This window comes from Streptomyces griseomycini (assembly GCF_014203535.1).
Classification (GTDB): Bacteria; Actinomycetota; Actinomycetes; order Streptomycetales; family Streptomycetaceae; genus Streptomyces; species Streptomyces griseomycini.
Map to the genome: position 1 here is coordinate 681,789 of NZ_JACHJI010000002.1, position 12,217 is coordinate 694,005.

Sequence of the window (12,217 nt, forward strand, 5' to 3'; positions counted from 1 at the left end):
GGAGAAACTGGGGGCTGACGGGCCCGGACCCGGGGGACGTCGGAGGTGGACGGCGTGACCTTCGTGCAGCTCATCTACTGCAGGACGAACCGGTTCGAGGAGATGGGCCGGCTCATGGACCGGTGGGTCGAGCAGACCGGGGGGAAACGGACGGCGACGCACGCGGTGGTCGGCAAGGACCGCTCGGACACGGCGCACGTCGTCGAGATCGTGGAGTTCCCGTCGTACGAGGAGGCGATGCGGAACTCGCAGCTTCCGGAGACCGACCGGATCTTCCGGGAGACGGTGGCGCGACGGGATGCCCACGTTCACGGACCTGGACGTGGTGCGGGACGCACAGCTGAACACGGACTCCGCGCGGCGGTTCTTCGAGGTGCTGACCACCGGGGACGACCTGTCGTCGATGACGGGCCTGGTCGAGGAGCACTACCACGCCCACGATCCGGCGAACGAGCAGGACGTCATCGGCCTCGACCACTTCCGGCGGGACATGGACATGTGGCGCGGCGGCTTCGACTTCTCGTTCCGGATCGAGGACCGGATCGCCCAGGGGGGCCGTGTGTGCACGCGGTGGAGCTGGTAGGGGACCCGCAAGGGCGACTTCCTCGGGATCCCGGCCACCGGGAGGAGGGTCTCCACGACGGGCACGACCGTCTTCCGCTTCGGCGGCAGCGGAAAGATCGTCGAGGGCTGGTGGCAGTACGACCGGCTCGGGCTGACGGTGCAGCTGGGAGCGGTGGAACCGACGGAGACGTGAGCCCGACCGGGAACGGCAGAAGAGCGGCGGAGGCCCGACCGGAGGGCGGTCCGTGGAGGGCGACGCCTCACGGACCGCCCTCCGGCGTCATCCGCGGCCGGAACGGCAGTTCGTCACAACGCCACGGCGAGCGAGAGAAGTCCGCTGAGTGCGGCGCATCCCAGGCCGATCCTGACCGTCATCACGTGAACGCCCGGATTACCGGGGTCGCGATCCTTGCCCAGGACTCCCGCCACGACGGCGCATCCCGACAGGAACGGCGTGATCCACTGCGGCATCATGGTCATGAGGTGAATCGCCAGGTTCGTCACGGCGAGCATGCACAGGATCGCGCTGACCGCCGTCCACCGCGTGTATGTCTTGGTCACGCCGGTTCCTTCCCCAGAGACCTGCACGGTCAGCCCTTCTTGAAGGTGCCCTTCCACGTACCGTCCCAGGCAGCGGAGAGATGCTGGACCTTGTCGAGCTGAACGGACCCGAAGGAAGCGGTGATCTTCCCCTCCCAGACGGTCTCGGCATGGGCCCGGTTCCCACCGACCCACGGCCGGGCATTGTCGGCGTCGATCAGGACGGCGAAATTGTAGTTCTGCTTGGACGAACCACTGTTGAGGGCCTTCAGAACCCTCGCCCCGCTGCGGGTTGCCTCGTAACGGACCCACACGGTCAACTTCGTGACGGTGATACCGAAGGCCTTTATCTTCTTGGTGTAGGTGGCCTTGTCGGTCCAGGAAGCGTCACGCGCCTGTACGACCCCCTTCGCCTTCGACGTCTCCCTCTCCACCGTGGCACCGCTGACGAACGAGACGTCCTCGTTGTACTTCGTCACCACGTCACCGGTGGTCCGCGGCGACGCGTCCCTGGCGGCCGGGGCCGCGCTCGCACCGGGACCGCCGCTGATCTCCTCGTCCGAGTCGAAGAAGCTCTGCCACAGCTTCGGGTCGTTCAGATAACCGAGGTACTTCTCCTGGTCCTCAGGAGAAAGGGCCTTGTACTGCTCCAGAGTCCGCCGGTCGTCGGTCGTGTCCTTGCCGGCCTCGGCGTTCTTGGCCATCTCCGACGTCAGGTGGTCGACATAGGCGGCGGGGGTCTGTATCGCCCCGGTTCCGTGCGGCGCCGCATCCGCAGCAACGGCGTTCACGGATCCGGTACCGATCAGTGCCGCCGCAAGGACGGTGACGACTCCTCTGCGGGCAAGAGAATTCCGCATGCTTTGTTCCCCCTTGAATCAGGTCATGCCGTCACCTGGTCAGGATGACGGGGTCACCTCATCCAAGCACCCGTTGATGATCTTGGTACTCAGATCTTCCTCAAGCTTTGTTCAACACCGAATGGTTCAAGGGGGAATGACATCCTTCCCCCGCCCGCGGGGACCACATGGAAAGGCGGTGGGGAGCACGACCCGCCCTCCACCGCCTCCCGTTCGCGCCAACCGCGTACGGCCGTCCGCACGAACGCCGTCCACTGGCCGGCGGGGACGTTCAGGACCGCTGCGTCCGGGTGCTCCGGGTCACGGGCCAGGACGGCCGTACCGGCGTCCGCGACCTCGGCGCGAGCTCCGCCCCGTGCCGACCACGCCGAGAACCGAACAGGTCGCGCCGGAAGAGCGAGCGAGCAGGTCACCCCGTCCCGGGTGCCGCCTGCGCCCAGCGGTTGAGCATCTCGCTCCTGTCGTCGTGGGGGAGCCGGGTTCCGCCACCGAGCGGGCGGACGTCGCCGTCGACGGGGCCCGTCGGGTACGCGACCACCCCGCGTGCGCGCAGGGTGCGGGCGTCGAGCAGCCAGTGGCGGGCCCGCTCCCCCAGGCGTGGCCGCCCCACTCCCCTCGCCCCTCCCCACCACGGCGGGGGAGGCGAACGCCGTGCCCGTGGTGCCCGGCCCTCACCTGAGGGCCTCGTACTCGGCCGGCGGACCGACCAGTTCGGGATGCTCCACCACGTACCAGTCACCGTGGATCGTCAGCATCGCCCAGTGCCAGGCCTCGTCGTGGAAGACGAGTCCGCGGCAGGGGTGGCCGGCCGGCTCGTACGGGTAGCACTCCAGGGCTTCCTCCCAGGCCTTCGCCGGCGTCAGGCCGCCGTAGCGCCGCATCACCCACGCGAAGGCACGCCGCTCGGACTCCAGGTACTCGAGGTACTCCGCCTCGCTCCACGTCATGCCTGACATCTCAGGAGTCCCCCCGGAGAAAAGCCGTCCGCACCTTCGGCCACGGCAACGCGGGTCCGCCGGTCGACGCGCAGCGGGAGTGCCCCAGGGCCCTCCCGTCCCCCGCTGCGGGCACCCCGGGTACGACCTTCACGGCCCGCCGCCGGCCGGACACGAAGGCGGCCGGAACCGGAAGAAGGCCGCGAACGCCGCCGACGCACGGCGGTCGCCGGCCAGGAGGACGCCTGGGCGCGCTTCCACGACACGACCGTGGCCGACGGCCTGCTGCACCACGCGCGCACCTGGCGGACACCTGCTCCGCCGGGACGTCCTGGACGGATGCCGCAGCCGGGGGCGAACCCCGTCCGGGCGAGCACGGCCCGACCGGCCGCCCCGTCGGGCCGGAAGGGAGGGAAGACCCTGGTCACCCCTGCCGCCGTCGCCGCCCCGGGAGCCCCCGGCCGCATCACTGCGACACCGCGTCCTCGCAGCTCTCCGAAACCCTCACCACGTCGAGGACCACCGGGTAATCGGTGATCTGCTGGTTCGGTCCCGGCCGGGAGGCACAGATCCTCCACTCGGCCGGGTCGTCCACGGGACGGCCCCGGCCGCTCGCGTCCTTGAAGGCCACGTCGGTCCCGGAGCCCATCTGCTCGTGCGCGCGCCCGGCGTTGCCGCCGATGACGTCCGGCATGGTGGCGGCGACCGGCTCGGGGTTCGCCGAACGGGGTGTCTCGGCGGCCCTCGAGCCTGCCGGGGTGTCCGCCGAGGCGTCCGGTTCGGACGACGCGCCGCAGGCGGTGGCCGAGGCCAGGAGCGCGGCGGCGAGGACGGGTATCAGAAGCCTGGTGACGGACATGCACTTCCTCACGTGTCGACAGGCCCGAAACAGTACCCACGGTGAAATCCGGAACGGTACCCACGGTGGGAGCCGACGGCCCTCCCCCTCGCGCGGGACGACGAGATGCCGGGGAGCCCGTGACGGGCACCGTTGTCGGAGGCACCTGGCAGGATGCCGGCCGTGGCACCGCGAGACGACAGCGACGAGGACCGGGTCACCGACGCCTTCCGCGCCTGGCTGCTCGCCGAGGGCTGGACCCCGGTCGAGCCCACGGACCGCTGGACCGACCTCGAAGCCGTGCGGGGCGGGGAGCGGCTGATCTGCGAGGCCACGGGCCGCACCAGCGAGAAGGGCGTCGACGCCGACATCGCCTACGGCCAACTGCTGCGCCGCATGACGAGCCGGGACGCCCGGACGCGGTACGCCCTCGTCGTGCCGTCCTCCTCCGTGGAGGCGGCCGAGCGCGTCCCGGCCCACGTCCGCGCACTGCTGCGGATCGACGTGTACGAGGTGACGGACGACGACGGGGTGCGCCGGCCGCCCGCCTGACCGCCTCCCCTCCTCCGCCGCCTCCGCCGTCGCCGCTCCGCGTGGAGGTCAGTGACGCGCGCGGGAACGGCATCCCGCGCCCGCTCCGGGTGGTCTGTCCGACGACGGGGACGGACGCGGTCTCGTCCTCGTCACGGCACCGGCGGAACCGGTCCGGTTCCCGGTGCGGCGGGACGGCCGACCGGGCGGGGCCCCCGGTTCCACGGCTTCGGAAGAAGATCGCGACGCACGGCAACCCCCCGGCGTGCGGCGGCGACATCAGGGCGGTGGGCACCGAGGGCCCTCCTCCATCGAACGAAAGCCGTGACATGCGCAGTACGAACACCGCCCCGCGCACGGGGCACCGGAGAAAGAACGGCCGACGCCGCACCGTCCTGGTCGGCGCGCTCACCACGTCCCTCGTGGGCGGCGCCGTGGTCGGCGGCGTGCTGATGTCGGCGTCCGCCGCGGAGCCGGGCGCGGGCACCTACCGGCTGGTGAACGCGGTGAGCGACGCCTGCTTGGAGGTCCCGTCGGGCAGTACGCGGAGCGGGGTGCAGCTGGCCCTGGCGGCCTGCGACGGGGGCGCGGACCAGAGCTGGGAACTGGCCGGATCCGGCGACGGCTTCACCCTGAAGTCCTCCGCCACCGGCCTGTGCGTGGGCGTCAAGGACGACGCGACCTCCGCCGGGAAGGCCGTGCAGCAGCAGGGCTGCGGCACGGGCTCCTCCCAGGTCTGGAAGGTGAGTTCCCTCGGTGACGCCGTCCACCACCTGGTCAACGCGCACAGCGAGAAGTGCCTGAACCCCAAGAGCGGTCTGCTGCAGCAGAACTCCTGTGACAAGGCCGCCGGCAAGAGCTGGACCCTGCGGGAGGTGAACGGCTCGACGCCCCCGGCGGCGACCCCGACGGCGAGCGCCCCCGCCTCCCCCTCCGCGCCCGCCTCTCCCTCCGCCCCCGCCGGTACCACCGCGCCCGCGGACGACGAGCCGTCCGGCGGCACCGGCTTCGCCTCCTGGCCCACCGCCACCGACGAGCAGCCCGTCTCCTCGACCATCGAGGTGAAGGGCGAGTACGACGGCTCCCTCAAGCGCTTCCACGGCTCGGGCGAGCTCGGCGGCAGCGGCCAGGACGAGGGCCAGGACCCGCTGTTCAAGCTCGCCGACGGCGCGACGCTGAAGAACGTCGTCCTCGGTACGCCCGCCGCCGACGGAGTGCACTGCTCGGGCAGCTGCACCCTGATCAACGTGTGGTGGGAGGACGTCGGCGAGGACGCCGCCAGCTTCAAGGGCACGTCGTCGTCGGCGCGGTACGAGGTGATCGGCGGCGGCGCCCGCAAGGCCGACGACAAGGTCTTCCAGCACAACGGCGCCGGCACCCTGACCATCAGGGACTTCCAGGTGTCCGAGTTCGGCAAGCTCTACCGCTCGTGCGGCAACTGCGGCACCCAGTACCAGCGCCACGTCGTGGTCGACAACGTCCTGGTCACGAGCCCCGGCAAGGTCCTCGCCGGCGTCAACGCCAACTACGGCGACACCGCGACCCTCTCGGGCGTGACGATCGTCGGCGACGGCAAGAAGAAGATCGCCGTCTGCGAGCGCTTCCAGGGCAACGACAGCGGTGACGAACCGACCAAGCTCGGCAGCGGCCCCGACGGCAAGGCCTGCGTCTACGAGGAATCCGACGTGACGTACCAGTAGGCGTGACGCACCAGTAGGCGCGCCGCGCACGGGCGAGGGCCCGGCACCGCTGAACGGCAGCGGTGCCGGGCCCTCGTGGTGCTCTGCGAGCGGGTCGCTCAGTGGGCGTGGCCGTGGCCGTGGCCCGCGGCGGCCGGCTCCTCCTCTTCCTTCTTCTCGACGACCAGGGTCTCGGTCGTGAGGAGGAGGGAGGCGATGGAGGCGGCGTTCTCCAGGGCGGAGCGGGTCACCTTGACCGGGTCGATGACGCCGGCCTTGACCAGGTCGCCGTACTCGCCGGTGGCGGCGTTGTAACCGCTGCCCTTCTCGAGCTCGGCGACCTTGGAGACGATGACGTAGCCCTCGAGGCCGGCGTTCTCGGCGATCCAGCGCAGCGGCTCGACGGCGGCGCGGCGGACGACCGCGACACCGGTGGCCTCGTCGCCGGTCTTGTCGAGGTTGCCCTCGAGGACCTTGACGGCGTGGACCAGCGCGGAGCCACCACCGGAGACGATGCCCTCCTCGACCGCGGCGCGGGTCGCGGAGATGGCGTCCTCCAGGCGGTGCTTCTTCTCCTTCAGCTCCACCTCGGTGGCGGCGCCGACCTTGATCACGCACACGCCGCCGGCCAGCTTCGCGAGGCGCTCCTGGAGCTTCTCGCGGTCCCAGTCGGAGTCGGTGGTCTCGATCTCGGCCTTGATCTGGCCGACGCGACCCTCGACGTCCTCCTTCTTGCCGGCGCCGTCGACGATCGTGGTGTCGTCCTTGGTGACGGTGACGCGGCGGGCGGAGCCGAGCACGTCCAGGCCGACCTGGTCGAGCTTGAGGCCGACCTCCTCGGAGACGACCGTGGCGCCGGTGAGGACGGCCATGTCCTGCAGCATCGCCTTGCGGCGGTCACCGAAGCCGGGCGCCTTGACGGCGACGGCGTTGAAGGTGCCGCGGATCTTGTTGACGACCAGGGTCGACAGGGCCTCGCCCTCGACGTCCTCGGCGATGATCAGCAGCGGCTTGGAGGCGTTGGCCTGGATGACCTTCTCCAGCAGCGGCAGCAGGTCCGCGATCGCGGAGATCTTGCCCTGGTGGATGAGGATGTACGGGTCGTCGAGGACGGCCTCCATGCGCTCCTGGTCCGTCACGAAGTACGGCGACAGGTAGCCCTTGTCGAAGGCCATGCCCTCGGTGAAGTCCAGCTCCAGACCGAAGGTGTTGGACTCCTCGACGGTGATGACGCCGTCCTTGCCGACCTTGTCCATCGCCTCGGCGATGAGCTCGCCGACCTGCTGGTCCTGGGCGGACAGCGCGGCGACGGCGGCGATGTCGGACTTCTCGTCGATCGGGCGGGCCGAGGCGAGCAGGTCCTCGGAGACCGCGGCGACGGCGGCGTCGATGCCCTTCTTCAGGGCGGCCGGGGAGGCGCCGGCGGCGACGTTCTTCAGGCCCTCGCGGACCAGGGCCTGGGCCAGGACGGTGGCGGTGGTGGTGCCGTCACCCGCGATGTCGTTGGTCTTGGTCGCCACCTCCTTCACCAGCTGGGCGCCGAGGTTCTCGTACGGGTCCTCGATCTCGACCTCGCGGGCGATCGTGACACCGTCGTTGGTGATGGTGGGGGCGCCGAACTTCTTGTCGATGACGACGTTGCGGCCCTTCGGACCGATCGTCACCTTGACCGTGTCGGCAAGCTTGTTGACGCCGCGCTCGAGGGCGCGACGGGCGTCCTCGTCGAACTTCAGGATCTTCGCCATGGCAGCGGGAGCCCTCTCGGAATCTGGGTGAAAACACTGCGCCCCGGGCGCCCGGATCGGTGAGCGTCGCGGGGACCAGGGGCGCAGTCAGGAGCAGATGTACTGCGAGGTGACTTACTTCTCGATGATCGCGAGGACGTCGCGGGCCGAGAGGACGAGGTACTCCTCGCCGTTGTACTTCACCTCGGTGCCGCCGTACTTGCTGTACAGAACGACGTCGCCGACCTTCACGTCGAGCTCGACGCGCTTGCCGTCCTCGATGCGGCCCGGACCGATGGCCAGGACGACGCCCTCCTGGGGCTTCTCCTTGGCGGTGTCCGGAATGACCAGGCCCGAAGCCGTGGTCTGCTCGGCGTCGAGCGGCTGGACCACGATGCGGTCCTCGAGCGGCTTGATGGCAACCTTGGAGCTGGCGGTCGTCACGATCCGACCTCCCCCTTCGGAGATCTCACGGGGTTAACTGTCTGAGGTGGCGACCAGGTCGATCCGTCGTCGCGGGTGCCGGACCTGCCCGTCGCGTTGTTGGCACTCTCCAGGGGGGAGTGCCAGACCTGAGACTATGACCGCGATTAGCACTCGGTCAAGCGGAGTGCCAATTGCCTGCGGCGCGTCGGCGATGCGGTGCGTTTTTCGTACGGGTGTGCGCAGCCGACCGGGGTCGCGGTGACCGCCTCTGGGCGGCTGCCGCCCCCAGACCCCCGCTTCGGCCTGAACGGCCTCGTCCCCGGACTCCCCCGGAGGGGGTACCCCCGGACGGGCTGACCTGCCGGACGTGGTCCTCCAGCCTGCCCACCCTCAGTCCTCGTTCCTCCAGTTCCCCCAGCAGGCGTGTCGTCCGTTCCGCCAGCGACAGGGACGGGGCCTCGCCCGACGGGACGGAGACGATGTCGCCGGGGGCCAGGCGGTGCGCTCCGCGCGTGTAGGTGAGGTGGCCGTCGCCCTCCAGCGTCACCCGCCAGAGCACGACCGCCGCGATGCCGCAGTCGGCGGCGGCGCGCAGGGTCGTGGTGTCGTACGTGCCGTAGGGCGGGCGGAAGAGGTGCGGGCGGACGCCGAAGCGGGCCTGGAGCTTGCGCTGCTGGCCGCAGATCTCGGCGCGCTGGCCGGCGTAGGGCAGGCCGCGCAGGGCGCGGTGGTCGAGGGTGTGGTTCTGCAGGCTCGCGCCGACCGCGCGCAGGCGGGCGAAGTGCGCGTACCCAGGGCCCACCACGCTGTCCGTGAGGAACATGCTGACGGGGAGGCGGCGTTCGCGCACCAGCTCGATGAAACGGGGGTCGCGTTCGGCGCCGTCGTCGTAGGTGAGGAAGACGACCTCGTCGTCGGTCGGGACGTGGTCGACGACGGGCGGCACGTCACCTCCAGGCGCGGGACCGCCCCCGGGCGGCCGGTCCCCGCCGCCTCCGGGTGACCGGCCCGCACCGCCTCCGGGTGGCTGTCCCGCACCGTCCCCCGGCCCCGCCGACGGGCCGCACCCGGCGAGCGCGGCCAGCAGGGCGGCGGCCGTGAGGAGGGCGGCCCGTGACGCCCCGCGGCGCCTCACAGGTAGTCCTCCAGCCGCCCCACCGCGTACCCCTCGGCCGTGACCTTGTCCAGGAAGCGGCGGACCATGTCCGGCATCGTGCCCTTCCAGTCCTCGCGGCCCCGGAAGTGGGTGAGGACGATGTCGCCCGGGTGCAGGGCGCGGTCCCCCTCGCGGTACTCCCAGTGGTCGGCGAAGACCTCCTCGTTCCAGAGGGGGACGTGCGTGATGCCGCAGGCCTTCGCGGCGCGCAGGGTGGCCTTGTCGTAGGTGCCGTAGGGCGGGCGGAAGAGGACGGGGCGCTCGCCGTAGCGCTCCTCGATGACCTTCTGCATGCCGCAGATCTCGCGCTTCTGCCGGGCGTAGGACAGGCCGCGCAGGGCGGGGTGGTGCAGGGTGTGGTTGTGCAGGGCGACGCCCCGGTCCCGCATCTCCTCGAAGTAGCCGTAGTCCTCCTCGACGAGGTAGTCGCTGAGGAAGGCGCTGTAGGGGACCTTCAGGTCGCTCATCATCCGCAGGAACGCCGGGTCCTTCTCGGCGCCGTCGTCGACGGTGAGGAAGACGACCTTCTCCTCGGTGGGGACGGTGGTGAAGACCGGGGGGAGGCCCAGCCGGCGGTGGCCGTCGACCTCGAAGCCCTCGCGGGTGGTGATCCGCGGCTTCTTCGCCGGGGGCGGGGGAGCGGTCAGGGGCACCCTCTTCAGCCCCCAGCGCTTCGCGGCGGCGACCCTCGCGGCGTGCGCCGCGCGCAGCTTCGCGGCGTAGGAGTCGAGTGCGCGGGCCGGGGGCGCGTGGAGGGGCTGCCGGCCGCCCGCCGGCCTCGCCTCGCCGCCGTCGCCCCCTCCGCAGCCCGGGGCGAGGGCGGCGAGCGTGAGCAGGGCGAGGCCGATCCGCGCACCGCCCATCGGTCGACGACCGGCCCGCTTTTTATCTTTTTGTCCTACTACTCGCATGTTGTCGGATCCTCGCAGTCCGCCGCCCGCGGTCCGGTCCGACACCGCGGCCGGAGGCGCACGGTCCACCGACTGGCCCACAATGAGCCGGTGAACGACCTCGCCCCCCTCCTCACCCCCGAAGGCCGCGCCCTCCTCGACGAGGTGCGCGACACCGACCCGGCGCACGAGCTCGCCGTCGCGACCCGGCTGCGCCGTGACCACCCCGCCGAGCTGGTGTCGGCGGCGCTCGGCCAGGCGCGGCTGCGGCAGCGGGCGGTGGCGAAGTTCGGGGCCGAGGACGCCGGGCGGATGTTCTTCACGCCGAACGGGGTGGAGCAGTCGACCCGGGCGAGCGTGGCGGCGTACCGGGCGCGGCGGTTCAGGGAGCTCGGCGTGACGTCCGTGGCGGACCTGTGCTGCGGGATCGGCGGGGACGCGATCGCGCTGGCCCGTGCCGGGATCCGGGTGCTGGCGGTGGACCGGGACCCGCTCACCGCGGCGGCGGCCCGGGCGAACGCCGACGCGCTGGGGCTCGCGGAGCTGATCGAGGTGCGGGAGGCGGACGTGACGGAGGTGGACACGGCCGGCTGCGACGCCGTCTTCGTCGATCCGGCCCGGCGCGGCGGCCGGGGCCGCATCTTCGACCCCGAGGCGTACTCGCCCCCGCTGTCCTGGGCGGTCGCGGCGGCCCGCACCGCGCCCCGCGCCGCCGCGCTGAAGGTCGCGCCGGGCATCCCGCACGAGGCCGTCCCGGCCGACGCGGAGGCCGAGTGGATCTCGGACGGCGGGGACGTGAAGGAGGCGGTGCTGTGGTTCGGCGCCGGCCGGGAGGCCCCTTCGGGCGCGGTCCGGGCGACCCTTCTCCCCGGTCCGCGCACCCTCCTCTCCCGCGGCCTGCCCGACCCCGCGGTCCGGCCGCCCGGCCGGTACCTGTACGAGCCCGACGGCGCCGTCGTCCGCGCGCACCTCGTCGCCGAGGTCGCACAGGAACTCGGCGGGGGACTGCTCGACGCGACCATCGCGTACGTCACCGCGGACGAGCACCGTCCGACGCCGTACGCCACCGCCTACGAGATCACCGACCGGCTCCCCTTCAACGCCAAGAGGCTGAAGGCGCTGCTGCGCGAGCGGCGGGTCGGCACCCTGACCGTCAAGAAGCGCGGCTCGGCGGTGGAACCGGAGGAGCTGCGGCGCAAGGTCCTGCCCAAACCGCACGGCACCGGATCCGTCACGGTGTTCCTGACCCGCGTCGCCGGCGCCCCGACGATGCTGCTCGGCCACCCGGTGCGGTGAGCCGCGCGGAAACCGGAACCCGTCAGGACGCGACGATCGCCTCACCGATCGCGAAGCCCTTGGCCGGTCCCTCCGGGATCACCGCGTCCGTGCCGTAGGGAACCCGGTGCTCGTCCGCGTACTTGGCCTTCTTCGGGTCGGGGGACGTCAGGACGAGCACGGCCCCGTCGTCGTCGAAGTCGTCGACGACCACGTACACCGGGATCCCCGCGCGGGCGTACTCGCGGCGCTTGCGGGCCCGGTCGCGCTGGAGGTTGCGGTGACCGGGCGAGGTGACCTCGACGACCATCCCGACTCCGGCGGCGTCGACGCCGAGGCCGTCCTCGTCCGGGATCTCGTCGAGGTCGAGAGGGGCCACGAACAGATCGGGAATCCAGACTTTCCGGTGGTGGATGACGTTGCCGTCGTGGTGTGCCGCGTAGCCACTGCCTGCCAGATGCGCGTCCAGCGCCCTGCGGAGACGGCCGATGAGCACGGTGTGACGACGGCGACCGGTAGGCGACACCTCGATGGCCCCTTCGATGATCTCGGCCCGGTAGCCCTCGGGGAGATCCATGGCCTTCCACGCCTGCCACAGGACCTCGTCCAGATCGGAACCCGGCTCGGAAACCGGCCTGTCAGCCACCACCGGGGCCACCTCTTCTGCGAGAGCGGTCATCGAGAAGCACCTCCTCCTTCAAGTGTGGGCGCGGGCGCCACTGCGGCACAAGCGACACCGCGACACCAGGAGCACGGGGGACGTCACGCACCGTAATCCGTGTCGATCAGCCGAACGGGT

At 71.4% G+C, this 12,217-nt stretch carries 13 protein-coding genes and 3 pseudogenes; 5 read left to right on the forward strand and 11 right to left on the reverse strand.

Features of this window, described 5'->3' with window-relative positions; all coding sequences use genetic code 11:
• The first annotated feature begins 54 nt into the window (after positions 1-54).
• A pseudogene (locus FHS37_RS07585) lies at positions 55-757 on the forward strand (ester cyclase).
• A gap of 113 nt (positions 758-870) precedes the next feature.
• Here the strand turns inward: FHS37_RS07585 and FHS37_RS07590 are convergent.
• The 6 genes from FHS37_RS07590 to FHS37_RS07615 all read right to left on the reverse strand — a co-directional run bounded on the left by FHS37_RS07590 (position 871) and on the right by FHS37_RS07615 (position 3,758).
• A complete protein-coding gene (locus FHS37_RS07590) occupies positions 871-1,125 on the reverse strand; it encodes a hypothetical protein (RefSeq protein ID WP_184818367.1) in 255 nt (84 codons plus the stop codon).
• Between the two features lie 29 nt (positions 1,126-1,154).
• The gene (locus FHS37_RS07595; RefSeq protein ID WP_184818382.1) at positions 1,155-1,964 is read right to left on the reverse strand and encodes a hypothetical protein; all 810 of its coding nucleotides are present in this window, start codon (positions 1,962-1,964) and stop codon (positions 1,155-1,157) included.
• 89 nt (positions 1,965-2,053) lie between these two features.
• Complete coding sequence (locus FHS37_RS40965) at positions 2,054-2,377, reverse strand: DUF397 domain-containing protein (protein WP_184818384.1); 324 nt, start codon at positions 2,375-2,377, stop codon at positions 2,054-2,056.
• Positions 2,374-2,574: a hypothetical protein gene (locus tag FHS37_RS07605; RefSeq protein ID WP_229889790.1), complete on the reverse strand. Its 201-nt coding sequence runs from the start codon at positions 2,572-2,574 to the stop codon at positions 2,374-2,376. The genes FHS37_RS40965 and FHS37_RS07605 overlap by 4 nt, the downstream gene beginning before the upstream one ends.
• A gap of 61 nt (positions 2,575-2,635) precedes the next feature.
• Positions 2,636-2,911, reverse strand: a complete 276-nt coding sequence (locus tag FHS37_RS07610) for a hypothetical protein (protein ID WP_184818386.1) — start codon at positions 2,909-2,911, stop codon at positions 2,636-2,638.
• Between the two features lie 454 nt (positions 2,912-3,365).
• Positions 3,366-3,758, reverse strand: a complete 393-nt coding sequence (locus FHS37_RS07615) for a hypothetical protein (RefSeq protein WP_184818388.1) — start codon at positions 3,756-3,758, stop codon at positions 3,366-3,368.
• Between the two features lie 162 nt (positions 3,759-3,920).
• Between FHS37_RS07615 and FHS37_RS07620 the strand changes: the two genes are divergently transcribed.
• From FHS37_RS07620 to FHS37_RS39185, 3 genes and pseudogenes are all read left to right on the forward strand, one after another.
• Positions 3,921-4,289, forward strand: coding sequence for a hypothetical protein (locus FHS37_RS07620; protein WP_229889789.1), 369 nt, complete (start codon positions 3,921-3,923; stop codon positions 4,287-4,289).
• A 431-nt stretch (positions 4,290-4,720) separates the two neighbouring features.
• Positions 4,721-5,098: pseudogene (locus FHS37_RS39180) on the forward strand (RICIN domain-containing protein); the annotation flags it as partial.
• A 45-nt stretch (positions 5,099-5,143) separates the two neighbouring features.
• Positions 5,144-5,968: a pectate lyase gene (locus FHS37_RS39185; protein ID WP_375372293.1), complete on the forward strand. Its 825-nt coding sequence runs from the start codon at positions 5,144-5,146 to the stop codon at positions 5,966-5,968.
• A gap of 98 nt (positions 5,969-6,066) precedes the next feature.
• On the opposite strand, the gene groL is transcribed toward FHS37_RS39185, so the two are convergent.
• From groL to FHS37_RS07645, 4 genes and pseudogenes are all read right to left on the reverse strand, one after another.
• Complete coding sequence (gene groL, locus FHS37_RS07630; RefSeq protein WP_184818390.1) at positions 6,067-7,692, reverse strand: chaperonin GroEL; 1,626 nt, start codon at positions 7,690-7,692, stop codon at positions 6,067-6,069.
• Positions 7,693-7,806: 114 nt separating this feature from the next.
• On the reverse strand, positions 7,807-8,115 hold the full coding sequence (groES, locus tag FHS37_RS07635; RefSeq protein WP_037939482.1) for a co-chaperone GroES: 309 nt from the start codon (positions 8,113-8,115) through the stop codon (positions 7,807-7,809).
• Positions 8,116-8,461: 346 nt separating this feature from the next.
• Positions 8,462-9,232: pseudogene (locus FHS37_RS07640) on the reverse strand (polysaccharide deacetylase family protein); the annotation flags it as partial.
• On the reverse strand, positions 9,229-10,116 hold the full coding sequence (locus tag FHS37_RS07645) for a polysaccharide deacetylase family protein (protein WP_229889786.1): 888 nt from the start codon (positions 10,114-10,116) through the stop codon (positions 9,229-9,231). The gene FHS37_RS07645 and the pseudogene FHS37_RS07640, both read right to left, overlap by 4 nt.
• Positions 10,117-10,254: 138 nt before the next feature.
• Between FHS37_RS07645 and FHS37_RS07650 the strand changes: the two genes are divergently transcribed.
• Complete coding sequence (locus FHS37_RS07650) at positions 10,255-11,439, forward strand: class I SAM-dependent methyltransferase (RefSeq protein WP_184818393.1); 1,185 nt, start codon at positions 10,255-10,257, stop codon at positions 11,437-11,439.
• Positions 11,440-11,461: 22 nt separating this feature from the next.
• Here the strand turns inward: FHS37_RS07650 and FHS37_RS07655 are convergent, their stop codons facing one another.
• Positions 11,462-12,097, reverse strand: a complete 636-nt coding sequence (locus FHS37_RS07655; RefSeq protein ID WP_184818395.1) for a Uma2 family endonuclease — start codon at positions 12,095-12,097, stop codon at positions 11,462-11,464.
• Positions 12,098-12,217: the final 120 nt, after the last annotated feature.